Raw genomic sequence first — 24,032 nt, 5'->3', positions numbered from 1 at the left:
CATGGGCGCCTGGATCTCCACCTGGACGGACGACCCCGCCGACCGGGCCCTGCCCGTCCTGCTGTGCCTGCCCCCCGCCGGAGCCGGCTGCCAGCAGTTCCGCTCCTGGCAGCCAGAACTGGCCGGCACCGCCCAGGTGTACGGAGTACAGCTGCCGGGCCGCGAGAACCGCTGGCGGGACCCCATGCCGGACACCTTCGGCGAGGCCGTCGAGGCCATCGCCGCGGAACTGCGGGACATCGTCGCCACCGGCCGGCCGCTGGTCGTCTTCGGCCACAGCTTCGGCGGCCTCCTCGGCTACGAGGTCTCCCGCCGCATCGCCCCCCGGGCCCTGGTCGTCAGCGGCTGCCGGGCCCCCGGCCACTGGGACGGCGCGGGCCGCGGCATCGTCGACGACGGCGAGGAGCTGGACAAGCTCTTCGACACGGCGGGCCTCGACCCCGAACTGCTCGACGAGGACACCCGCGCCCTGATGGTCGCGATGCTCCGCAAGGACGCCCAGCTGTCCCTGAGCTACGTCCACGAGCCGGGCGTCCGCCTCGGCGTGCCCGTCCACGCCTGGGGGGCCGACGGCGACGAGACCGTCAGCTCCGCCGACCTGGACGGCTGGGCCGCGGTCACCACCGCCGCCTTCACCCGGCACACCACCACGGGCGGCCACCACGCCGTACTGCGCCACCCGCGGCCCGTACTGGACCACCTGACCACCCTGCTGCGGGCGGGGGGCAGCGCTCCGCCGGCCCCGGCACCCGTCACGACCGGCGCCTGAGCGCCCGAGCGCCCGCCCGTCCCCACCCGCCCGAGTCCGGAGGACACCGTGCCCACCACCCACCAGGTCCTCGTGAACCACGAGGGGCAGTACGCGCTGTACCCCGCCACCCGCGAGACCCCCGACGGCTGGACGCCGGCCGGGTTCGACGGCACCGAGGACGAGTGCGCCGGCTTCGTGGACGCCCAGTGGCCCGACACCCGCCCGCTCAGCCTGCGAGGAGCCTGAGATGGAGATCGACCTGCTCGACCCGGGCCCCTTCGGCCGCAACGACTTCTGGCCGGCCTTCACCTGGCTGCGCGCCCACTCGCCCGTCCACTGGCACCCCGAGCCCGGCAGCGCAGACGGCGGCTTCTGGGCGCTGAGCCGCCACCGCGACATCAAAGAGGTCTACGCCGACAGCGACACCTTCAGCTCGGCCCGCGGGATGCGGCTCGGCAGCGACCCGGCCGCCGTCGCCGCCGTCGCCCAGCGCATGCTCATCGTCTCCGACGTCCCCCACCACACCCGCCTCAAGCGGGCCCTCCACCAGGCCTTCGGACCGCAGCAGATGCCGCGCCTGGAGGCGATGGTCGAGAAGGTGGTCGGCGAACTGGTGACCGAGGCCGTCGAACGCGACGAACTGGACTTCATCGACCTCGCCAAGCAGCTGCCCAACCGGGTCGTCTGCGCCATGATGGGCATCCCGCGCGCCGACTGGGCCTGGATCGGTGCCCTGACCACCGACGCCTTCGACTCCCCGGACGACGAGGTACGCACCAACGCGCACTCGGAGATCTTCCTCTACTTCATCGAGCTGCTCGCCGAGCGCCGGGCCCGCCCCGGCGACGACCTCGTCAGCCAGATCGCCCACGACACCCTCGTCGACGAGGGCGACGGCACCGAACGGCCGCTCAGCGACCACGAGATCGTCTTCAACCTCAACGGCGTCCTCTCCGGCGCCAACGAGACCACCCGCTACTCGGCGGCCGGCGCGGTCCACATGTTCGCCGAACACCCCGACCAGTGGCGGCTGCTGCGCGCCCTCGGCCCGGACGGCATCGCCCCGGCCGTCGAGGAGATCCTGCGCTGGACCACCCCCGGGGTGCACGCCCTGCGCACCGCCGTCCGCGACACCGAGATCAACGGGATCCCGATCGCCGAGGGCGCCCGGGTCACCCTGTGGAACGTCTCCGCCAACCGCGACGAGGACGTCTTCGCCGACCCGCACGCCTTCCGGGTCGACCGCCGCCCCAACCGGCACGTCGCCTTCGGGCACGGCCGCCACCTGTGCCTCGGCGCCCGCCTCGCCCGCTTCGAACTCGGCGCCCTGCTCACCGAGATGCTCGCGGTGCTCGACGGCTTCGAACTCGCCGGACCCGTCACCTTCAACTCCTCCAACTTCACCTGGGGGATCAACGCTCTCCCCGTGCGGCTGCTGCGCAGCCGAGCCTTCGCGAAGTAAGAAAGGGCCCGCACTGTGACCACCGCACTCGTCGACTTCAACCGCTCGGACGCCGCCTTCCCCGCCACCGGGTATCCGCAGCTCCTCGCCGAGCAGGCCGCCCGCACCCCCCGGGCCACCGCCCTCGCGCAGGGCGACCGCAGCTGGACCTACGCCGAACTGGAGGCCGCCGCCAACCGGCTGGCGCACGCGCTGATCGCCCGCGGAGCCGCGGCCGGCACCCGCGTCGGCCTCTGCTACCCGCGCAGCGCCGAATACGTCATCGGCTCCCTCGCCATTCTCAAGACCGGCGCCGCGATCGTCGCCCTCGACCCGGTCAACCCCGACGACCGGCTCGCCGCGATGATCGCCGACGCCGCCCCGCTGCTCGTCCTCACCCCGGCCGGCCTCGGCCGCCGGATACCGCAGGACGTCCCGCAGGCCGAGGCCGCCACCGCCGGACAGGACCTCCCGGACACCGCGCCCGAGGTCGTCACCGGCCCCGACACCGTCAGCCACCTCATCTACACCTCCGGCTCCACCGGCACCCCCAAGGCCGTCCTGGAGCGGCACGGCGCCCTCACCAACCTGGTCCACTGGACCACGCGCGCCTACGGGGTCCGCCCCGGCGACCGCGCCTCCTGGATGTCCACCCCCGGCTTCGCCGTCCAGATCATGGAGTGGCTCGCGTACCTGCCCGCCGGCGCGGCGATCCACATCCCCGAGGCCGGACAGGCGCAGACCCCCGAGCAGATCCGCGACTGGCTCGTCGGCGAGGGCATCACCCACACCATGCTGGTGGCCGCGCTGGCCGAGCCCGTATGGGGCCTGGACTGGCCCGCGGACACGGCGCTGCGGATCCTGGTCACCACCGCCGAGCGCGTCCACAGCTGGCCGCCCGTCGACACCCCCTTCCGGGTCGTGATGACCTACGGCACCACCGAGACCACCAACGTCCTGTCCTGCCTCGACCTCGGCGCCGGCACCGACTTCACCAGCCAGGCCACCTCCGACGAGGTCCGCGCCACCCGGCAGGTCCCGGTCGGCGTGCCCATCGCCAACCTCCGCGTCCACCTCCTCGACGAGGACGGCCGCCCGGTGCCCGAGGGCGAGGTCGGCCGCCTGCACGTCTCCGGGGCCGGGGTCGCCGCCGGCTACCACGGCCGCCCGGAGCTCACCGCCGCCAGGTTCCTCCCCAACTTCCTGCCCGACGACCCGCACCCGGTGCTCTACGACACCGGCGACCTCGCCCGCCGCCGCGAGGACGGCGCCGTCGAACTCCTCGGCCGCTCCGACTCCCAGGTCAAGATCCGCGGCTTCCGCGTCGAGCTCGGCGAGGTCGAGACGCACATCGCCCGCCTCGACGGCATCGCCGAGGCCGTCGTCACCACCCAGGAACGCGGCCCCGGTGACAAACGGCTCATCGCCTACGTGTCCCCGGCCGGCGCGGCCGAGCCCGACTCGGCCACCGTGCGCGCCGAAGTCGCCCGTACCCTGCCCTACTACATGGTCCCCGCCGCCGTCGTCGTGCTGCCCTCCCTGCCGCGGCTGCCCAACGGCAAGGTCGACCGCCGCAGCCTGCCCGAGCCCCCGGAGGGCCGCGACGCGGTCGGCGCCGGCTACGAGGCCCCCCGCAACGAGGTCGAGGACGGACTCAGCCGTCTGTGGGCCGAGGCCTTCCGCACCGACGGCGTCGGCATCCACGACAACTTCTTCGAGCTGGGCGGGCATTCGCTCCTGGCCTTCCAGCTGATCGACGAGATCCGCCGCCGCTACGGCGTCGAGCTCAGCCTCTCCGACCTCTCCACCTGCCCCACCGTCGCCGAGCTCGCCACCCTGATCACCACCGAACGCGCCGGCGGTCGGGGCTCCTTCGGCGGACTCCCCGCGATCGTCCCGGACCCCGCCGCGCGCTTCGAGCCCTTCCCGCTCACCGAGAGCCAGCAGGCCCTGTGGATCGGCCGCGGCGGGCTCGTGGAACTGGGCAACGTCGGCTGCCACGGCTACTTCGAGTGGGAGAGCGAGCAGCTCGACGTGGCCCGCTTCGAGGGCGCCTGGCGCCGGCTCGTCGAACGCCACGACGCACTGCGCACCCGCGTCCTGCCCGACGGCACCCAGCAGGTCTTCGAGGAGATCCCGGCGTACGGGATCCCCGTCACCGACCTCGGCGGCCTGGACGAGCAGACCCGCACCGCCGAACTGGCCGCCCTGCGCGAGAAGCTGTCCCACCAGGTCCTCGACGCCGACGCCTGGCCGCTGTTCGACGTACGGATCAGTCTGCTCGGCGGCGGCCGGGCCCGCATCCACCTCTGCCTGGACTTCCTCGTCGCCGACGCCTGGAGCTACTTCCAGGTCCTCGTTCCCGACCTGGTCACCTACTACGTGGAACCCGGCGCGGAACTCGCCCCGCTGGAGCTGACCTTCCGCGACTACGTCCTCGCCGTCGGGAACTCGCTGCGCGACAGCGAGCTCTACCGCCGCTCCGAGTGGTACTGGCGCGACCGCCTCGCCACCCTCCCGCCCGCCCCCGCACTGCCCGAGCGCCCGGCCGACGCCCCCGAGCTGCCCGTCCGCTTCGAGCGCCGCAGCCACGTCGTCGCCCCGGAGCGGTGGAGCCGGATCCAGGAACGCGCCCACGCCCGGGAGGTGACCCCGTCCGGGGTGCTGGCCGCCGCCTACGCCGAGATCCTCGGCAGGGCCGCGGGACAGGCCCGGTTCACCGTCAACTTCCCGCTGTTCAACCGCCTTCCGCTGCACCCGCAGGTCAACGCGCTGCTCGCGGACACCACGACCACCCTGCTGCTGGCCGTCGAGCAGACGGAGACCACCTTCGCCGGACGGGCCCAGGCCGTCCAGCGCCGGCTCTGGGCCGACCTGGAACACCGCTACTTCAGCGGGGTACAGGTGCTGCGCGAGCTGACCAAGCTGCGCGGCTCCCTCGCCCCGGCCATGCCCGTGGTGATGACCAGCCTGGCCGGACACCCGCCGCAGTACGAGGAGACCGAGCTGGGCGCCCCGGTCTACGGCATCTCCCAGACCCCGCAGGTCTCCCTCGACTTCCAGGTCTTCGAGAAGCCCGACGGCCTCACCTTCAACTGGGACTTCCTGCCGGCCGTCTACCCGGACGGTCTGATCGACTCGATGTTCGAGGAGTTCACCGCCCTGCTGGACGCCCTCGCCGACGACGAGGTCTGGGAGCGCCACTCCCCGCCGCCCGGCGAGGAGGGTGCCGCCCCCGTCACGACCGAGGAGCGCGACACGGCCGACGCCTGGGAGCGGTACTGGGCCGGGATCCGGCGCACCGGACGCGGCGGCGACGTCATCTGGGACGCCGACAGCGGAGAGGAGTTCCAGTGGCTCCTCGACCAGGCGCGGCGCCACTTCCGCGCCGACCTGCCGCTCATCGACCTCGGCTGCGGCAACGGCCGCTACAGCCGCGAACTCGCCCCGCACCACCCGTCGGTCATCGGCGTCGACGTCTCCGTCAGCGCCATCGAGCACGCCAAGCGCGAGGCGGAGGGCGTGCCGAACGTCGACTACCTGGCGATCGACATGACCGATGCCGAACAGGCCGCGGTGCTGGGGGAGGGGCCCTACAACATCTTCGTCCGCGGCGTCTTCCACGTCCTGGACACCGAGGCCCGGGCCCGGCTCGCCGCGGTCGCCGACCGGCTGCTGGGCGACGAGGGCACACTGATCGTGCACGAGCCCGACTACTCCAGCAACTCCTTCGGCTACCTCGGATTCGTCGGCGGCAAGCGGGGCCGTGCCGAGGACCTGGTCGGCCCGCTGGAGGCAGCCGGCGTCCGGCACTCGCACCGCTTCACCCGGCCGGAACTGGCCGAGGCGTTCGGCGCGGACCGGTGGGAGCTCGTCGAGGACGAGGCGATCGAACTGCACGCGATCGACCCCCGGTCGGACTCCGACGCCCTGCGGCTGCCCGGCTACTACGCGGTGCTGCGCCGCAGGCGCTGACCGCGGCACGACCCGGTCCGGCTCTGCGCCGGGCGGCCCCCACCGGCCGCCCGGCCCAGGGCCTCGGCGTCGTGGGGAGCCGCGGTGACCGGACCCGCGAAGAGAAGATGCGGCTCCGGCCGCCAGGCTGAAAGACTGGACACGTGGAACGACGTACGACCGACCGGCTGCTCAGGGCGCGCGCACAGGCGATCGGGGGCGAGGTCCGGGAGGAATCCGCCGCCGCCGTCCTCGACCGGGTGCTCGCGGTGCAGGCGCAAGACCTGCCCGCGGCGGAACTCGGGCTCCGGGTGCGCGCCCGCGGGCTCACCCAGGACGCGGTGCGCCGGGCCACCGACACCGAACGCACCGTCGTCCGGGGCTGGTTCATGCGCGGCACCCTCCAGCTGGTGCCGGCCGCCGACGCCCGCTGGCTGCTGGCCCTCTTCGGCCCGGTCTACCTCGCGCTCGCCGCCCGGCGGCTGCGCGAACTGGGCCTCGACGAGTCCCTGTGCACGCGCTCGGAACGCCTCATCGCCGAAGCCGTCGACGGGGAGGGGCCCTTGACCCGCGCCCAGCTCACCGACCGGCTCACCACCCTCGGGGTGGAACCGAAGGGGCAGTCCGCCTTCCACCTGATCCGCCGGGCCGCCCTGACCGGCCGCATCTGCCACGGCCCACAGCGGGAGGGCGAGGCCACCTTCGTCCTCCTCGACGACTGGCTGCCCGTCACCGGCCCGCTGCCCTTCACGGGAGCCGCCGCCGAGCGCGAACTGGCGCGCCGCTACCGGGCGGCGTTCGGCCCCTCCGACGCGCTCGACTTCGTCCACTGGTCGGGGCTCAAGGCCACCACGGGCAAGACCGCGTGGGCCGCCGTACGGGAGGGCGCACCCGAGCCGGTGCCCACCCCCGGCGCGGAGCCCGACGTACGCCTGCTGCCGGCCTACGACAACTACCTCGTCGGCTACCGCGGCCGGGACCTCTCCGTGCCCGCCGCACACGAACGCCGGGTGTGGCCCGGCGGCGGCCAGATCCGGGCCACCGTGCTGGTCGACGGCCTGGCCGTCGGCACCTGGTCCGGAGGACGCCGCGGAACTCCGGTCACGGTCGAACCGTTCCCCGGAACAGAGCCCCCGAGCCCCGCCGTGGCCGCCGGAATCGCCCGCGAGAGCGCGGACATCGCACGGTTCTCCAGCTGAGCTCATCGCCTGTCTACAAGCGTTCTACAATCCCGGAATACATAACCGGCCGCTAACCCGTGGTCCATAGCGTCAGTGCCGTCCGACAATTCCGTACCCAATCAGAAAAGGGCGTCGACATGGCACTCGGTCGGCATTCCGATTTCAATCGCCTGTGGTTCGGGCAGACCGTCAGCAACTTCGGCGACAAGATCTCCCTCCTGGCCCTCCCGACCCTCGCGGTCGTAGTGCTGGACGGCGGAGCCCTGGAGGTCGGCGTGCTGGGCGCGCTGCGCTTCCTCCCCTTCCTGCTGCTCGCCCCGATCGCCGGGCTGGTGGCCGACCGGGTCTCGCGGCGCACCGTGATGATCGTCGCCGACCTGGGCCGGTTCCTGGCCCTCGGCACGATTCCGCTCGCGTTCGCTCTCGATTCCGTCAGCATGACCCACGTCTACGTCGTGGCCGCTCTCACCGGTATCCTCACCACCTTCTTCGAGGTCTCGTACCAGTCCTGGCTGCCGCAGCTCATCGGCACCGAGAACCTCATCGAAGGAAATACCAAACTCCAGATCAGCCGGAGCGTCGCGGAAGCGGTCGGGGCCGGGGCCGGCGGCGCCCTGATCCAGCTGCTCGGCGCCGCACGCGCCATCACCGCCGACGCTTTCACCTTCCTCGTCTCGCTCGTCGCCCTCCTCGTGATCCGCCACCGTGACACCCGCGAGCGGACCGAGGAGCGCAAGGCCTCCGCCAAGGCCGAGATGAAGGAGGGCATGAAGACCCTCTTCGGCAACCCCGTCCTGCGCGGCCTGTTCACCGCGAACGTCGTCGTCAACCTCGGTGCCGCCATGGGTGACGCCCTGCTGATCGTCTACGCGTACAAGGTGCTGGACCTCAGCCCCGGCCAGGTCGGTGCCGCCTTCGCCGTCATGTCGGTCTTCGTGATCGTCGGCGCGGTGCTCTCCGAGGTCGTCTCCAAGAGCCTCTCGGTGGGCCGCCTCCTGGTCATCACGGCGGTCGTGCTCGGCGCCGGATACATCCTGGTGCCGACGGGCGGCGCGGTCGGCGGCTTCGTCGGACTGATCGTGGTCCAGGCCGTCATCGGCTTCGTCTCCCCGATGTTCGACATCCACGTCCTCAGCCTCGTCCAGGGTGTCACCCCGAACGAGCAGATGGGCCGGGTCAGCGGCACCGCCCTCTCCGCGGTGTACGGCGCCCTGTCGCTGGGCTACTTCGCCGGCGGCGCGCTCGGCGAGGGCATCGGCCTGACCGCCGGCCTCGCGGTGGCCGGCGCGGTCACCATCGTCGGAGGCCTGACCCTGCTGACCGGGCCGGTGGCCAAGATCAAGGAAATGCCCGCCGGCGACAACGCCGAGGAGGGATCTCCGGCGGCGGACGAGGCCAGGATCACCGCCTGACCGTCGCCCGACGGGGGTGCGGGAGTGGGTGCCGGCCGAACGGCACCCACTCAGCACTGCGCCCCGGCTCCGCGCACCGCCCCCCACGCCCGTACCCGGCCCGGCACGCCCGTACCCGGCCCCCCATGCCCGTACCCGGCCCCACGCCCGCATCCAGCGCCGCGCACCGCGCGGTGCCACCTCGCCGTATCCCTCTCCCGACTCCCGAAGACGCACGGAGGCTCAAGGTGAGCGAGTCCCTCGCCGAACGCATAGCCGCACTGCCGAAGTCCCGCCGGGCACTGTTCCAGGCCCTGACCGGCCGAGGCGGCGGGCGCGCCGCCGTACGGGAGGACGCCGAGCCGGCACCCCGCGACCCCGGCGAAGCGCCCGTACTCTCCTTCGCGCAGCGCCGCCTCTGGTTCATCGACCAGCTCCAGCCCGGCAGCCCCGCCTACAACGTGCCGGTCGCCACCCGCATCCGCGGCCCGCTCGACGTCCCCGCCCTGCACGCGGCGCTCCAGGACATCGTGGACCGCCACGAGGTGCTGCGGACCGTCTACACCTACCAGGAGGGCGCCACCGAGGCCGTGCCCCACGTGCTGGACGGCTACCGGCTGCCCCTGCCGCTGACCGAACTCCCCGACGAGGCGGCTGCCAGACCGTTCTACGACGCCGACGCGGGCGCCCCCTTCGACCTGGCGGGCGCCGTCCCGCTGCGGGCCCGGCTCGGCCGGATCGGAGCCGAGGACCACATCCTCCTCCTCAACCTGCACCACATCGTCACCGACGGCTGGTCCATGCGGGTCCTGTACACCGAGCTGGAGCGGGCCTACGCCGCCCGCACCGGGGCACCCGCCGACCCGGCGGCCCCGCTCGCCCTCCAGTACGCCGACTTCGCCACCTGGCAGCGCCGCCGCGTCAGCGGGGACCGGCTGGAGGGCCTCACCTCCTTCTGGCGGGAGGAGCTGGCCGGCGCCACCCCCGTGGACCTGCCCACCGACCGGCCCAGACCGCCCGTCTTCGGCCACGCCGGCGCCTCCCGCTACATCGATCTCCCGCCCCGGCTCATCACCAGGCTGCGGGAGTTCGGCAGGTCCGAGGGCGCCACCCTCTACATGACGATGCTGGCCGGCTTCGCCGCCACCCTGCGCCGCTGGACCGGCCAGGAGGACATCGTCGTCGGCACCTCCGTCTCCGGCCGCGACCACCCGGCCTTCGGCGAACTCATCGGCTTCTTCGTCAACACCCTGCCGCTGCGCATCAGAACCGGTGGCGACCCCGCCTTCGCCGAACTGGTCCGCGCCACCCGCCACACCACCCTCCAGGCCTACGCGCACCAGGAACTGCCCTTCGACCTGATCGTCGACGCCCTCGGCCTGCCCCGCGACCCCAGCCGGCCGCCGCTCACCTCCGTGATGTTCCTCCTCGACGAGACCCCGGACACCGCCCCGGGCCTCGCGGGCGTCACCACCGAGCCCGTCGACTTCTCCTCGCACGCCACCAAGTACGACCTGATGATCAGCGTCCACGACACCGGCACCGCAGTCCGTGCCCTCGTGGAGTACCCCACCGCCCTGTTCGACGCCGCGACCGTGGACCGGCTGCTCGGCCACTTCCTCACCACCCTCGAAGGGGCGCTCGACCGCCCCGGCGCCCCGCTGTCCGCCCTGCCGCTGCTCACCGACGCCGAGCGCCGGGCCGCCCTGGACGACTGGAACGCCACCCGTGCCCCCTTCCCCCAGGACGCCTGCCTGCACGAGCTGTTCGAGCAGCACGCCGACCGGCGGCCCGACGCGCCCGCCGTGATCCTCGGCGGACTCGGCGGCTGGAACGTCACCTACCGGGAGCTGGAGGAGCGCGCCAACCGGCTGGCGCACCGGCTCGTCGAGGCGGGTGCCGGCCCCGACCGGACCGTGGCCCTGTGCCTGCGCCGCGGCCCCGGACTGGTCACCGCGATCCTCGCCGTCCTCAAGGCCGGCGGCGCCTACGTCCCCCTGGACCCGGACTACCCGGCCGAGCGGCTGGCCCTGCTGCTGCGGGACTCCGCTCCGCCCATCGTCGTCTCCGACGCGGAGCTGATCGGCCGGCTGCCCGTCCCCGCGGGCACGGCACGGGTGCTGCTCGACACCGACCGGGCCGTGCTCGCCGAGCTCCCCACGACCCGCCCGGCCGTCCCCGTCACCTCCCGGGACCTGGCCTACGTCATCTTCACGTCGGGCTCCACCGGCACCCCCAAGGGCATCGCCCTGGAACACCGGGGCGTCGTCAACAACCTCCTCGACCTCAACCGCTCGTACGGCATCGGCCCGGGCGACTCGGTCCTCGCCCTGTCCTCGCCCAGCTTCGACATGAGCGTCTACGAGACCCTCGGCATCCTGGCCGCCGGCGGCACGCTCGTCCTGCCCGACCCGGCCGCCGCCAAGGACCCGGCGCACTGGGCCGACCTGGTCGAACGGCACGGGATCACCGTCTGGAACTCCGCCCCCGCCCTCCTCGGCCTGCTGGCCGACCAGCTCGAACACGCCGGCGGGCCCGTGCTGCCGAAGCTGCGCACCGCGTTCCTCGGCGGCGACTGGATCCCCGTCACCCAGCCCGACCGGATCCGCGCCTTCGCGCCCGGCCTGTCCTTCGTGGCGCTCGGCGGGGCGACCGAGGCATCCATCCACTCGGTGGAGTACCAGGTGGGCCGGGTCGATCCGCGGTGGACGAAGCTCCCGTACGGGCGGCCCATGGCCAACCAGCTGGCCTACGTCCTGGACCCGGACGACCGCCTCGTACCCGTCGGCGTACCCGGCGAACTCCACCTGGGCGGCGTCGGACTGGCCCGCGGCTACCTGAACCGGCCCGAACTGACCGAGGAGAAGTTCGTCCGGATCGAGCTGGAGCCCGGCCGCACCGAACGCCTCTACCGCACCGGCGACCTGGCCCGATACGGCGCCGACGGCACCATCGAACTCCTCGGCCGCACCGACTTCCGGATCAAGCTCAACGGGCTCCGCATCGAGCCCGGCGAGGTCGAGAGCGCGCTGCGCGAGCGCCCCGGAGTCCGCGAGGCCGTCGTCGCCGCCCGCCGCACCGCGGACTCCGACCGCCTCGTCGGCTACGTAGTGCCCGAGGAGGGCGCCTGCCTGGACACCGCCGCCCTGCGCACCGCGCTGGCCACCGTCCTGCCCCCGCACTGCGTCCCCGCCGAACTCGTGGCTCTGGAGCGGCTGCCGCTGAGCCCCAACGGCAAGGTGGACCGGGGCGCGCTGCCCGACCCGCGGCCGGGTGACCCCGCGCCGGGCCGGACCACCGCCGCCCCCGTGGACGCGGACCCCGTCGCCGTGCGGATCGCCGCCGTCTGGGCCGAGGTCCTCGGCGTGGCCGAGGTGGCGCCCGACGACGACTTCTTCGCCCTGGGCGGGGACTCGTTCGCCGCGGTGCGCGCCGTACGGGCCGTGGCGGCCGCCCTGCCCGACGGCGGGGCCGGCGCCCTGCGCGTCGTCGACCTGTTCAGCAACCCGACCCCGGCCGGCCTCGCCGCCCGCACCGCCGAGCTCGGCGCAGCGGACACGGGAGCCGGACCCCGCCACCACCGCCTGCTGCACCGGCTCACCCCCGAGCGGGAGCCCGGTACCACCTCGCTCACCCTCGTCTGCTTCCCGCACGGCGGCGGCGACGCCATCGCCTACCAGCCCCTCGCCGCCCAGCTCCCGCCGCACATCGAGCTCCTGGCCGTCTCCCCGCCCGGGCACGACCCGCTGCGCCCCGGCCCGATGCTGCCCGTTCCCGAGTTCGCGGAACGCGCCGCCGAGGAGATCGCCCGGACCGTGCAGGGCCCCTACGCGGTCTACGGCCACTGCGCCGGAGTCGTCACCGCCCTGGAGACCACCCACGTACTGGAACGGCTCGGGCAGCGCCCGATCGCCCTGGACCTCGCGGCGGCCCTCCCCGAGGAGGACCCCGAGTACGCCCTGGAGATGGAACGCGTATCCGGCGACGAGGACCTCGTCGCGTACCTGACCACCATGGACGGCTTCGACGGCGTCCTCGACGACCGCGACCTCACGGCGGTCCTGCGGATGGTCCGCCACGACATGACCGAGGCCGCCCGCTTCTTCGCCCGCACCCCGGACGGTTACGACCGCCCCCTGGACACCCCCCTCACCTGCATCATCGGCGACGCCGACGACGCGACCGAGGGCTACGAGGACGGCTACCGGGCCTGGGGCCGCTACGCCGCCGACGTACGCCTCGCCGTGATCCCCGGGGGCCGCCACTACTTCGCCAAGCACCTGCCCGACCGGCTCGCCGCTCTCCTCGCCGACCTGCACCGCAACGGAGGAACCCATGTCTGATCTCGCCGAACGGCTCGGCCGTCTGCCCCAGGGCCAGCGCTCCCGGCTGCTGGGACGGATGCGCAACCAGATGACCGCAGGCGTGGGCCGCCGCGTCGAACTGAAGCGCGCCGACCACGGGCCACGGTCCCGCTCCTCCTTCCAGCAGGAGCAGATGTGGTTCGTCGACAAGCTCGGCGCCGGCAAGGCCCGCAACAACATAGCCCTGGCCATACGCCTGGGCGGGCCCCTCGACCGGGCCGCCCTGCACGAGGCCCTGAACGCCGTCGTCGCCCGCCACCAGGTGCTGCACAGCAAACTCGTGGAGATCGACGGGGTCCCCTGGCAGGAGCCCGTCCCCTCCTTCGTGCTCGGCATCCAGAGCACCGACCTGTCGGGCAGCGAGGACGCGGACCGCGAACTCGCCGAGCTCACCGCGAGCTGCGCCGCCGCCCCCTTCGACCTGGCCGCCGGCCCGCCCGTCCGCGCCCATCTCGTACGCCTCGCGGCCGAGCAGCACGTCCTGCTCTGGGTCGTCCACCACATCGCCTGGGACCCGGGCTCGACCCGCATCTTCACCGGGGAACTGACCGCCGGCTACGCGGCCGCCGCCGCGGGCAAGCGCCCCGAGGCCCCCCGGCTCGCCGTCGAGTACGCCGACTTCGCGGCCTGGCAGCGGGCCAAGCTGGAGAACGACGAACACGGCCGGGCGCTCGCCTCCAAGTGGCGCCAGCTCCTGGCGGGCGCCGTCGCCACCGAGGTGCTGCCCGACCACCCGCGCGGCCCCGAGACCCGCGGCGACGGCCGCGGTCTGAAACTGACCCTGGACCAGAAGCTGCTGGACCGCCTCACCGAGCTCGCCGACGCGAGCAGCACCACCGTCTTCACCACCCTGCTCGCCGCCTTCAACGCGCTGCTGCGCCACTGGACCCGCACCGAGGACGTCGTCGTCGGCACGGCGAGCGCCTCCCGCCCGCACCCCGACCTGGAGCAGGTCATCGGCTGCTTCGTCCAGATGATCACCCTGCGGACCGAGGTCACCGACCAGCTCACCTTCCGCGAGCTGGTCACCCGCACCGCTTCCTCCGTCATGGACTCCTTCACCCACAGCGAACTGCCCTTCGAGCAGGTCGTGGAGGCCGTCCGCCCCGTACGCGACCCGCTGCGCCACCCGCTCTTCCAGATCGAGTTCACCTCGCTGGGCCGCTGGGGCACCCACCGGGCGCAGGCCGCGGACGTCGAGTTCACCACGGACCAACTGCACGACGGCGCGGCCAAGTTCGACATGAGCTTCCTGGTCGGCGAGAACGACGGCCTGGAACTCTCCCTGGAGTACAACACCTCCCTCTACCGGCACGGCACGGCGAGCGCCCTGCTCGGCGCCTTCCACCAGGTCCTGGAGCAGGTCGCCGAGAACCCCGACATCCAGGTGGCCGACATCAGCCTGGTGGAGGAGCCGGCCGCCTCCCGGCACGCCCGCGAGCTGTCCCGCGGCGGCCCCGTCGACGAGGCCGCCTGGACCACCACCCTGGACCGCGCCTTCCGCGAGCGGGCCACCATCCACCCCGATGCCGTCGCCGTCCGCCACGGCTCGACCCGCCTCGACTACGCCGCCCTCGACCGCTGGTCCGAGGCCATCGCCCACCGGCTGCGCGACCGCGGCGTCCGCCACGGCGACCCCGTCGCGGTGTGCGTGTCCCGGGGCCCGGCCGCCGTCGCCGGAGTCCTCGGCGTGCTCAAGGCGGGCGCCCACTACATACCGGTCGACCCGGCCGCCCCGGCCGAGCGGACCCGTACGGTCCTCTCCGACGCCAAGGTCCGGCACGCCCTCGTCGACGAGGCCGCACAACTGCCCGTACCACTGGAGCTGGTGAACACCGGAACGGCCGCCCCCGTACGGGAGGTCCCCTCCCTCGCGCCGACCGCCACCCCCGGCGACCTGGCCTACGTGCTCTACACCTCGGGCAGCAGCGGAACCCCCAAGGGGGTCATGATCGAGCACCGCTCGGTCACCCACTTCTCCCGCACCATCGCCAAGGCCTACGAGATCCGGGCCGAGGACCGGGTCCTGCAGTTCGCCCCGCTCACCTTCGACGTCTCCGTCTTCGAGATCTTCACCACCCTGCTGGCGGGCGGCTCGCTCGTCATCGCCACCGACGACGAGCGCCGCGACCCCGCCCTGCTCCAGCGGCGGATGCGCGAGGACACCGTCACCGTCGCGGAACTCCCGCCCGCCCTGCTCCCGTTGCTCGACCAGGCGGCCCTGCCCGACCTGAGACTGGTCTCGGTGGGCGGCGAGGCCTTCCCCGGCCGGCTCGTCGCCGAATGGACAGCGGGGGAGCGCAGGTTCGTCAACGGGTACGGGCCCACCGAGGCGACCGTCGCCGTCACGCTGATGGACTGCACCGGCAGCTACGACCGCAACCCGCCGATCGGCCGCCCCATGCCCGGACACCAGGCGTTCGTCCTCGACGAGCGGCTGCGCCCGGTCCCGCCCGGCGTCCCCGGCGAACTGTGCGTCTCCGGCCCGGGCGTGGCCCGCGGCTACCTGGGCCGCCCCGACCTCACCGCCGACCGCTTCGCCGACAACCCCTACGCGGACGGCCCCGAGACGGCCCGCCTCTACCGCACCGGCGACCTGGTCCGCTGGCTGCCCGGCGGCAACCTGGACTTCCTCGGCCGCACCGACCGCCAGCTCAAGGTACGCGGCCACCGCATCGAGCCCGGCGAGGTCGAGGCCGTCCTGACCGGGCACCCCTCCGTGCAGCAGGCCGTCGTGGTGGCCCAGCCCGCCGCGGGCGGCGAGCGCATGCTGGCCGCCTACGTCACCGTCGAGCAGGTGGGCTCCTACGCCTCCGAGGTCGCCGACGCCGAGGGCCTGCGCGCCTACGCGGCCGGCCGGCTGCCCGGCTACATGGTGCCGGTCGTCGTCGTCCTGGACGAACTGCCCCTCACCCCGCACGGGAAGGTCGACACCGGCGCCCTGCCCCTGCCCACCGAGCAGGCGGCCGAGGGCGGCACCCCGCCGCGCGACGCGGTCGAGGAGCAGATCTGCCGGGACATCGTCACGCCGCTGCTCGAATGGCAGAACCCGGACGTGGAAGGCGACTTCTTCGCCCTGGGCGGCAGCTCCCTGCAGGCCACCATCGTCGTCTCCCGGGTCCGCGCCCTCTTCGGCATCGACATCGCCCTCGCCGACTTCTTCGGCCGCCCCACCGTCTCCGGTCTCGCGGAGCTGGTCCGCACCGCCAAGGCCGAGGCCGCCGGTGAACAGGACCGGCTGCTCGCGGTCTTCGAGCAGATCGAGAACATGAGCGACGAGGAGGCCGCCGCCCTCCTCGGCACCTTCCACCACCCGGACGGCTCCTGATGGCCGACCCGGCCGGGCTCGAAGGAGCGCTCGCCGCGCTCCCCGAGGCGAAGCGCGAACTCGCCCGCCTGATGCTGGCCGCCCGGCAGCCCGTCCCCGCCCACCCGGCTCCGCGCTCCGGCGCGGGGCCGGTCCCGCCCACCGCCCTCCAGTCCCGGCTGTGGCGCCGCGAGCGCACCCGCCCGGCCGTCGCCACCGGCTCGCACGCGCTCCGGCTGACCGGCCCGCTCGACCCCGACCGGCTCGCGGCGGCCCTCACCGGGGTGCTGCGCCGCCACGAGGCGCTGCGCACGCGCCTGTCCGTCTCCACCACCGGGCAGCCCAGGCTGCACGTGGACGCGGAACCGGTGCTGCGGCTGACCCGGGCCGACCTGTCCGGCTTCACCCCGCAGGCCGCGGCCGAGCGCGTGGCCCTGCAGAGCACGGAGAGCGCCTCCACCGTCCTCGGCCTGGAGAGCGGCCGTACCAGCGCGTTCCGGCTGCTGCGGCTGGCTCCCGACGAGCACGTCCTGATCCTCGCCTCCCACCTCGCGGTCTTCGACGGCTGGTCCTCCGGGGTCCTCCTCGCGGACCTGGCCGCCGGCTACCGCGAGGACCCGGCGGCCCTCGTCCCGCCCGGACTCCAGTTCCCCGACTACGCCGACTGGCAGCACCGCTGGCTCGCCGGACCCGACGGATCCGCCGAACTGGCCCGCCGCCGGGCGGTGTTCGCCGCCGACCCGCCGGCACCCCGGGCGCCCGGCGGATTCGAACGCGGGCATGTGCCCGTACGGCTGGCCCGCAGGCCCGTCGACGCCGGGCTGGAGCTGGGCGCGGCCGAGGGGGCCACCCCGTTCATGACCCTGCTCGCCGCACTGGCCGTCGTACTGGCCCGCCGGGACGGCCGTACCTCCCAGGTGATCGGCACCCCCGCGGCCGGCCGTTTCGCCGGAGCCCTCGAAGGCGCCGTCGGGCAGTTCACCACCGTGGTGCCGATCCGGCTCGACCTCGCGGGCGGCCCCACCTTCCGGGAACTGCTGCACCGCACCCGGGCCGCGGTGGCCGAAGCGCTCGCCCACCAACGTCTGCCCGTGGACGTCCTGTTCGGCGACGGAGCACCCCCGCCGTACAACGTCCTGTTCGCCCTCCACAACTACCCGTCGATCCCCCTGGACCTGCCGGGCATCGAGGTCGGCCAGCTGCCCGGGCCCCCCGCCCGGCACCTGGAGCTCTACAGCCCCGATCCGGCCGCCGCCCTCGCCTGCATCGGCCTCGTGGAACGGGACGGCGAGATCGGCGGCACCGCCGAGTACAACCGCCACGCGGCCACGCCCGAAGACGTGCGAGGGCTGCTCACCGGAATCGAGGACGTGCTGGACCGGGCCGTCGCCGCGCCCGCATCCCCACTCACCACCTAGGGAGTTGCCCGTGCTCACCACCGAGTTCTACCGCGCGCCCGCGGACTGCGGGCTGCTGCGGAGCGGAGCCGACGTGCCCCGCACCCCCATGCGGGCCCTGCGCGAGGACATCCACGACATCCTGGTCTCCGCCCCCGTGGCCGAGGCCCGGCGCACCCGCGACCCCCGGCCCGTCCACCGGGCCCTGGGCGAACACGGCCTCCTCGCGCCCCAGTGGCCCGAGGAGTACGGCGGCCGCGGCATCAGCCAGGTCGCGGCCGCCGTGCTGGTCGAGGAACTGGCCATGCACGACGTACCCGACCTGCTGCACACCCTCACCGTGCAGATCGTCGGGTCCACCCTGCTGAACGTCGCGAGCCCGGCCATGAAGGCCCGCCACCTGCCCGGCTTCGCGGCCGGCACCGCCTTCGGCTGCGTGCTGTTCAGCGAACCCCAGGCCGGCTCCGACCTCAACATCCTCTCCACCCGCGCCGTCTCCGACGGCAAGGGCGGCTACAAGCTGTACGGCACCAAGGTCCATTCGCTCTTCGCCCGGCTCGCCGACTACGGGCTGTGCCTGGCCCGCGGCGAGGACGACGCCTTCAGCCTGTTCCTCGTCCCGCTGGCCCAGCCCGGCGTCACCATCCGGCAGATCCCGGGCATGGGAGACGACGCCTTCCACGAGGTCACCCTCGACGGCGTGGCCGTGACCGCCGACGACGTGGTCGGCGAGACCGGCCAGGGCTGGGCGATCGTCGTCAAGACCCTCGCCTTCGAGCGGACCGGACTCGACTACTACGTCAAGGCGCTGCGCTGGTACCGGGCCGCCGTGGAACGGCTGGAGGTCCACACCGACCGGCTGGAGGCCGGCCAGCACGACCAGATCGGCCTCGCCAAGCTCAACGCCCGGCTGCTCGCCGCCGGCACTCTGGTCCGGCGCGTCCTCACCCGCCTCGACCGGGGCGAGCTCAACGAGGACGAGGCCGCCGCGGCCAAGTGGTACACCACCGAGCTCGCCGCCGAGGTGGCCTGGTGGGCCGCGGAACTCGACGGCGACACCAGCATGACCCTCGACGACCCCGAGGTCGACGGGGTGGCACACCCACTCGACGCGGCGATGCGCGAAGCCCCGGGGATGCGGATATCGGGCGGCACCGCCGAGATGATGCTGGAGACGCTGGCCCGGCTGCGTCTCGACTCAGGGGCGGAGGTACGGCCGTGACATCACAGGCGGTAGAAGGGACCGGCACGGGCGGCCGGGGCCCGGCTGCGGCGTCCGAGCGCTGGCGGGAACGGGAGGACGAGGACTCGCTCTTCCGCCAGCTCCGGCTCACCGTGCGGCAGGGCCTGGAGGTCGACGGGGACACCCCCGCCGGTGCCTGGGAGGCGCTGACCCAGGTCGGCGCGTGGGAATTCGCCCTGCCCATCGGCCACGACGGCCTCGACCTCGGCCAGGCGGTCATCGCCATGGTGTGCGAGGAAGCCGGCAACGCGATGCAGCCCGTCCCGCTGACCGACACCCTCCTCGCCCTGGACCTGCTCTCCGGACTCGGCCCGCTGGCCCCCGAAGCCGCCCACGGCCTCCTGGACCGGGTCCGCACCGGGGAACTGGAACTCGCCCTGCCGGGCCGGCTGCCCGATCCACGCGGCACCGTACCCCCGGGCATCACCTGGAAGCCCGACCCGGACACCGGCTCCGTCGTCCTCACCGGAACCGGAGGCCCCTTCGCCGCCGGCGTCGGCCCGGGCGCCCTGCTGGTCCTGGCCGGCGGCCCCGACGGCCCGTGCGTGGCCCTCGTACGGCTGCCCACCGAAGGCGTCCAGGTCCGCCCGCTGCGCGACCACGGCGGGGGAGCGGTCGCCGGCGCCGTCTTCGACGAGGTACGGCTGCCCGCGGAGGCCGTGCTGCTCAGCGGCCTCGCCGCCGAACGGGCCCTCGCCCGGGTCGGGCTGCGCGCCGCCGTCCACCAGGCCTCGCTGCTGGCCGGGATCACGGCGGCCGCCCTGACCGCGGTCGTCTCCCGGATCCGCGGCCGGCAGCAGTTCGGCCAGGCCCTGGTCAAACACCAGGGCCCCCGGCTGCGCGTGGCGGGCCTGCTCGCCCGCCTCGACGCCGTGCGCTGGGCCGTGGGGGACGCGGCCCGGGACCTCGACGAGGACCGGCTCACCGCGGGCGAGGCCGCCGGCCTGATCGCCCTCACGGCCGAGACCACCCTCGACGTGACCCGCGACGCGGTCCACCTGCACGGTGCCTCGGGCCTGGTCCGCGACGGCCTGGTCGCGGGCTGCTACCGGCGCGCGGCCTGGGAGGCCCTGCGCTGCGGGCGCCCCGCCCACCTCTGGGACATCGCGGCGCACACGCCCTGACCGGCGCCCACGAGTGGAGGGGCCCCCGCACCGCGGGAGCCCCTCCACTCGTACCGGCAGGACCGTCAGACGAGGTCGCGGCGCATGACCCAGCGGTGCCGCTTGTCGCTCTTGGCCTCCGTGCGGTGGACCCGGCGGAAGCCCGCCCGCTCGAACATGTCCATCGTCCCGACGTAGGCGAGGGTGGGATTCACCCGGCCGCCCTCCGGGTCCACCGGGTACCCCTCGACGGCGGGCGCACCGTGGGCCCGCGCGTGCTCGACGGCCCCCTCCAGCAGGCCCGAGGCGACCCCCTTGCCGCGGAACTCCTTGCGCACGACGAAGCAGGTCACCGACCACACGGGCAGATCGTCCACCGGGGTGATCGTCTTGGAGGAGGTCAGCCGGTCGAGCTGCCGGCGCGGCGCCACGTTGCACCAGCCGGCCACCTCGCCGTCCATGAACCCGAGGACCCCGGGCGGCGGATCGGCCTTCTCCATCAGGCCGCGCAGGTGCTCGCCCCGCTCGTCCGCCGTGAGCCGCCCGTAGTCTCCGGTGGACAGCCGCCACGCCATGCACCAGCACGTGTGCGCGCTCTTCTTGGGCTGGAGCACCTGGCGGATGTCGTCCCACAGCTCCGCCGTGGCGGGCCGTACTTCTAGACTCATGCTGCTACTTCGCTCTCTTCCGCTTCTTCTTACGGGTGTCCCGCGGCCGCGGTGTCCCGCGACCCGGTGACGACGTCGGCCAGCACGGCGACCAGCACCCCGAGGGCCCGCCGGCACGCCTGCCGTCCTGCGTCCAGATGAGTGACCAGCCGGACCGTCTCCGGGCCGGGCGCGGTCACCAGCACTCCTTCCTGCGCGGCCCGAGCGACGACCTCGTCGGCGCCGGGAACCTCGATGAGGACGATGTTGGTCTCCGGGGGGCGCACGGTGAACCCCGCGTCCCGCACCCCCGCCGCCAGCAGCGCGGCGTTGGCGTGGTCCTCGGCGATCCGCTCCACGTGGTGGTCCAGCGCGTACAGCCCCGCGGCGGCCAGGATGCCCGACTGGCGCATGCCGCCGCCCAGTCCGTGCCGCAACTTCCGTGCCCGCGGCAGGTTTTCGGCCGACAGCAGCAGCACCGACCCGACGGGCGCCCCCAGGCCCTTCGACAGGCACACGGACAGCGAGTCCGCCGTCCGCCCGTACTGGTGCGCCGAAGTGCCCGTCGCCGCCATCGCGTTCCAGATCCGGGCCCCGTCCACGTGGACCGCCAGGCCGGCGCCGGACGCCAGTTCCCGTACGGCGCGCAGCGTGTCCAGTGGATGGACCGTACCGCCGGCCCGGGTGTGGGTCTGCTCCACCTCCACCGCCCGGGTTCCGAGCGTGTACGGGTTCCCCCGCCGGACCACCCCGGCCAGCAGGGCCGCGGTCACCACGCCCCGCTCCGCCACCACCGTGCGGGTCTGGATCCCGCCGTAGCGCGCCGGGGAGGCCTCCTCGTGCGCCAGGATGTGCGCCTCGGCGTCGCACACCAGCTCCTCGCCCGGACCGACGAGGAGCTGGAGGGCGATCTGGTTGGCCATCACCCCGGAAGGGGTGAACAGGGCCCCGGAGAAACCGAAGAGTCCGGCGAGCCGGTCCTCCAGCGCGCGGACGGTCGGGTCCTCCCCGAACAGGTCGTCGCCGACCTCGGCCGAGGCCATCGCGGCCCGCATCCCGGCACCCGGCCGGGTCACCGTGTCGCTGCGCAGGTCGACGGTCTCGAAACTCCCGATGCTCATGACGGTGCGTCAACTCCTCGTTCGCGGGGCTGTGGGGTGAGTTCGCGGGCCGCCGCCCAGTCCAGCAGCGGGCGCACCAGCCGCCAGGTCTCCCGCACCAGCTCCCCGGCGCGCGCCGAGTGCAGCCCGTCGTCGGGACCGATGCGGCGCCCGGCGTCGATCGTGCGGTGGCGCAGCAGCCCCAGCCGCGGGTGGTCCGCCGGGACCCCCCGGGGCCGGGACTTGAGCCGGTCGCCGCCCAGGGTGAACCCCTGGTCCTCCAGCCGGCCCGCGATCGCGGCCAGCTCCGCGCCGCCGTCCTCGTCCTCGACGGCGGCGCGGTACCGGGCGACCTCGGCCCCGGCGTAGGGGTACCAGCGGCCGGAGGCGTAGAGACCGTGCCGGTCCAGGTGCACCCACAGGCCCAGACAGGGCAGCAGGTCCAGGTAGGCGCCCTGGTAGGTCTTGTACGGGGACTTGTCGCGGGACATCCGGGTGTCCCGGACCGGGCCGAGCACCCGCACCCCGCCCGGTCCGCCGGCTCCCGCCGACTCCGCGAAGAACGTGCCCAGTTCAGCGGCCAGCTCGTCCATCGGCGCACGTACGTCGCGCTCGTACCGCTCGCGGTGGCGCAGCCGCCACGTCTCCTTGCGGTTGTCGGCCGCGAGGTCCTCGTACAGGCGCAGTGCCGAGGGCGGGAAGCCGCCGAAGGTCACGGCAGATACCCCGGCAGGGGGTGCGCGGCGCACAGCTCGGACACCCGGACCCGCACCCGCTCGCGCAGGGCGTCCGGTAGCACGCCGCCCCGCTCGCGCAGCGCCACCAGGACGTCCGCGACCAGATCGGCGCACTCGGCGGCCACCGCGTGGTCCATGCCGCGCGCGGCCAGCGTGTTGGTGCCGAGCCGCAGCCCACCGGTCACCCGGACCGGTGTGGTGTCGCCGGGGACCCGGTTGCGGTTGACGACGATCCCGCAGGACTCCAGGGCCTGCTCGGCGACGTCCCCGGTCACCCCGGTGCCCCGCAGGTCCAGTAGCACCATGTGGGTGTCCGTACCACCGGTGACCAGCCGGAACCTCCGGTCCGAGAGGCGCTCGGCGATCGCCTGCGCCCCGTCCGCGAGGCGCTTGGCGAGCTCGGCGAAGTCGGGGCTCGCCACGAAGTGGAGGGCGCGGGCCTTGGCCGCCACCGACGCCAGGTCGGGGGTGCCCTGGGTGAAGGGGAACACGGCCCGCCGCAGGGTCGCGGCCAGGGTGCCGCGCTCCGGCCCGGCCTTGCGGGCCTCCCGGCCCAGCAGGATCAGACCGCCGCGCGGTCCGTACAGCTGCTTGTAGGTGCTGGTGGTGGTCACGTGCGCGTGGTCGACGGGGCTCTGGTGGAGGCCGGCCGCGACCAGTCCCGCGATGTGCGAGATGTCTGCCAGGAGGTAGGCGTTGGCCTCGTCCGCGATCTCCCGGAACCGGGCGAAGTCGATGCTGCGGGGGTATGCGCTCGCCCCGCAGACGATCAGCTTCGGGCGGTGTTCCAGGGCCAGTTCGCGGATCTGGTCGTAGTCGAGCAGCCCCTCCGGCGTCACCCGGTAGCCGTGGGCGCGGTAGTAGCGGCCGGTCACCGAGGCGGGGGAGCCGTGGGTGAGGTGCCCGCCGCAGTCCAGGTCCAGCCCGAGCAGGGAGTCGCCGGGGTTCAGCAGTGCCGTGATCACGGCGAGGTTGGCGGAGGAACCGGAGTGCGGCTGAACGATCGCGTCCTCGGCTCCGAACGCCGCGCACGCCCGGTCGATCGCGAGGCGCTCGATCTCGTCGGCGACGCCGCAGCCCGCGTGGTAGCGGTTCCCGGGGAAGCCCTCGGCGGTCAGGTTGCCGAGCGTGCTGCCCTCGCAGGCCAGCACGGAGGGATCGGCGACGCTCGACGCGGCGACCATCATCAGGGTGTCGCGCTGGCGTGCCGACTCCCGGGCCAGCAGGGTGTACAACGCGCTGTCGCGCTCTCTGAGCCGGGTCGCGGCGTGCCCGGCGAAATCGACCAGGTCGGGGTCGCCTTCCGCCCGGGGGCCGGATGCCGCGGGCAGCTCCGGCTCGGTGACGGGCGCGGGCAGGGTGAGACTCATGACTGTCCCCTCTCGGAATCGTCCGTGATGACCGTGCTGAACCGGC

14 protein-coding genes and 1 pseudogene are annotated in these 24,032 nt (G+C 73.9%); 11 read left to right on the top strand and 4 right to left on the bottom strand.

The annotated features are described in order from the left end of the window. Position 1 precedes the first annotated feature (1 nt). The 11 genes and pseudogenes from DEJ51_RS03110 (at position 2) to DEJ51_RS03060 (ending at position 20,153) form a co-directional block, all read left to right on the top strand. Positions 2 to 769, top strand: a complete 768-nt coding sequence (locus DEJ51_RS03110; RefSeq protein ID WP_150256056.1) for a thioesterase II family protein — start codon at positions 2 to 4, stop codon at positions 767 to 769. A gap of 45 nt (positions 770 to 814) precedes the next feature. After that, a pseudogene (locus DEJ51_RS03105) lies at positions 815 to 997 on the top strand (MbtH family protein); the annotation flags it as partial. Position 998: 1 nt separating this feature from the next. Then, positions 999 to 2,213 (top strand): cytochrome P450, encoded by a 1,215-nt coding sequence (locus tag DEJ51_RS03100; RefSeq protein WP_150256054.1) that lies wholly within the window; start codon positions 999 to 1,001, stop codon positions 2,211 to 2,213. Positions 2,214 to 2,228: 15 nt separating this feature from the next. After that, positions 2,229 to 6,167 carry a non-ribosomal peptide synthetase gene (locus DEJ51_RS03095; protein WP_150256052.1) on the top strand — a complete coding sequence of 1,313 codons (3,939 nt, stop codon included), beginning with the start codon at positions 2,229 to 2,231 and terminating at the stop codon, positions 6,165 to 6,167. A gap of 143 nt (positions 6,168 to 6,310) precedes the next feature. Next, the gene (locus DEJ51_RS03090) at positions 6,311 to 7,345 is read left to right on the top strand and encodes a winged helix DNA-binding domain-containing protein (protein WP_150256050.1); all 1,035 of its coding nucleotides are present in this window, start codon (positions 6,311 to 6,313) and stop codon (positions 7,343 to 7,345) included. Between the two features lie 119 nt (positions 7,346 to 7,464). After that, on the top strand, positions 7,465 to 8,739 hold the full coding sequence (locus DEJ51_RS03085) for an MFS transporter (RefSeq protein ID WP_150256049.1): 1,275 nt from the start codon (positions 7,465 to 7,467) through the stop codon (positions 8,737 to 8,739). Positions 8,740 to 8,966: 227 nt separating this feature from the next. Next, positions 8,967 to 13,061 carry a non-ribosomal peptide synthetase gene (locus DEJ51_RS03080; protein WP_190620164.1) on the top strand — a complete coding sequence of 1,365 codons (4,095 nt, stop codon included), beginning with the start codon at positions 8,967 to 8,969 and terminating at the stop codon, positions 13,059 to 13,061. Continuing rightward, positions 13,054 to 16,410: a non-ribosomal peptide synthetase gene (locus DEJ51_RS35460; protein WP_150256045.1), complete on the top strand. Its 3,357-nt coding sequence runs from the start codon at positions 13,054 to 13,056 to the stop codon at positions 16,408 to 16,410. The genes DEJ51_RS03080 and DEJ51_RS35460 overlap by 8 nt, the downstream gene beginning before the upstream one ends. After that, positions 16,410 to 17,807: a condensation domain-containing protein gene (locus DEJ51_RS03070; protein WP_150256043.1), complete on the top strand. Its 1,398-nt coding sequence runs from the start codon at positions 16,410 to 16,412 to the stop codon at positions 17,805 to 17,807. Before DEJ51_RS35460 ends, DEJ51_RS03070 begins: the two co-directional genes overlap by 1 nt. A gap of 10 nt (positions 17,808 to 17,817) precedes the next feature. Beyond that, positions 17,818 to 19,008: an acyl-CoA dehydrogenase family protein gene (locus DEJ51_RS03065; protein WP_150256041.1), complete on the top strand. Its 1,191-nt coding sequence runs from the start codon at positions 17,818 to 17,820 to the stop codon at positions 19,006 to 19,008. After that, positions 19,005 to 20,153, top strand: coding sequence for an acyl-CoA dehydrogenase family protein (locus DEJ51_RS03060; RefSeq protein ID WP_150256039.1), 1,149 nt, complete (start codon positions 19,005 to 19,007; stop codon positions 20,151 to 20,153). Before DEJ51_RS03065 ends, DEJ51_RS03060 begins: the two co-directional genes overlap by 4 nt. A 65-nt stretch (positions 20,154 to 20,218) precedes the next feature. Here the strand turns inward: DEJ51_RS03060 and DEJ51_RS03055 are convergent, their stop codons facing one another. The 4 genes from DEJ51_RS03055 to glyA are packed head-to-tail and all read right to left on the bottom strand — an operon-like array spanning position 20,219 to position 23,986. Further along, complete coding sequence (locus tag DEJ51_RS03055; protein WP_150256038.1) at positions 20,219 to 20,800, bottom strand: GNAT family N-acetyltransferase; 582 nt, start codon at positions 20,798 to 20,800, stop codon at positions 20,219 to 20,221. 29 nt (positions 20,801 to 20,829) lie between these two features. Then, a complete protein-coding gene (locus DEJ51_RS03050; RefSeq protein ID WP_150256037.1) occupies positions 20,830 to 21,900 on the bottom strand; it encodes a threonine aldolase family protein in 1,071 nt (356 codons plus the stop codon). Continuing rightward, positions 21,897 to 22,595: a DUF2461 domain-containing protein gene (locus DEJ51_RS03045; RefSeq protein WP_150256035.1), complete on the bottom strand. Its 699-nt coding sequence runs from the start codon at positions 22,593 to 22,595 to the stop codon at positions 21,897 to 21,899. Before DEJ51_RS03045 ends, DEJ51_RS03050 begins: the two co-directional genes overlap by 4 nt. After that, positions 22,592 to 23,986 (bottom strand): serine hydroxymethyltransferase, encoded by a 1,395-nt coding sequence (gene glyA, locus DEJ51_RS03040; RefSeq protein WP_150256033.1) that lies wholly within the window; start codon positions 23,984 to 23,986, stop codon positions 22,592 to 22,594. The genes DEJ51_RS03045 and glyA overlap by 4 nt, the downstream gene beginning before the upstream one ends. Between the last annotated feature and the right edge of the window lie 46 nt (positions 23,987 to 24,032).

Origin of the sequence: Streptomyces venezuelae, assembly GCF_008642275.1 — a bacterium.
Lineage (GTDB): Bacteria > Actinomycetota > Actinomycetes > Streptomycetales > Streptomycetaceae > Streptomyces > Streptomyces venezuelae_E.
This window is presented reverse-complemented; position numbering and strand designations above follow the sequence as displayed.

Bases quoted from the DNA above. Each gene is read 5' to 3' on its own strand.
- DEJ51_RS03070 (WP_150256043.1), top strand. From the start codon at position 16,410: ATGGCCGACCCGGCCGGGCTCGAAGGAGCGCTCGCCGCGCTCCCCGAG.
- DEJ51_RS35460 (WP_150256045.1), top strand. From the start codon at position 13,054: ATGTCTGATCTCGCCGAACGGCTCGGCCGTCTGCCCCAGGGCCAGCGC.
- DEJ51_RS03100 (WP_150256054.1), top strand. From the start codon at position 999: ATGGAGATCGACCTGCTCGACCCGGGCCCCTTCGGCCGCAACGACTTC.
- DEJ51_RS03055 (WP_150256038.1), bottom strand. From the start codon at position 20,800: ATGAGTCTAGAAGTACGGCCCGCCACGGCGGAGCTGTGGGACGACATC.
- DEJ51_RS03110 (WP_150256056.1), top strand. From the start codon at position 2: ATGGGCGCCTGGATCTCCACCTGGACGGACGACCCCGCCGACCGGGCC.
- glyA (WP_150256033.1), bottom strand. From the start codon at position 23,986: ATGAGTCTCACCCTGCCCGCGCCCGTCACCGAGCCGGAGCTGCCCGCG.
- DEJ51_RS03050 (WP_150256037.1), bottom strand. From the start codon at position 21,900: ATGAGCATCGGGAGTTTCGAGACCGTCGACCTGCGCAGCGACACGGTG.
- DEJ51_RS03085 (WP_150256049.1), top strand. From the start codon at position 7,465: ATGGCACTCGGTCGGCATTCCGATTTCAATCGCCTGTGGTTCGGGCAG.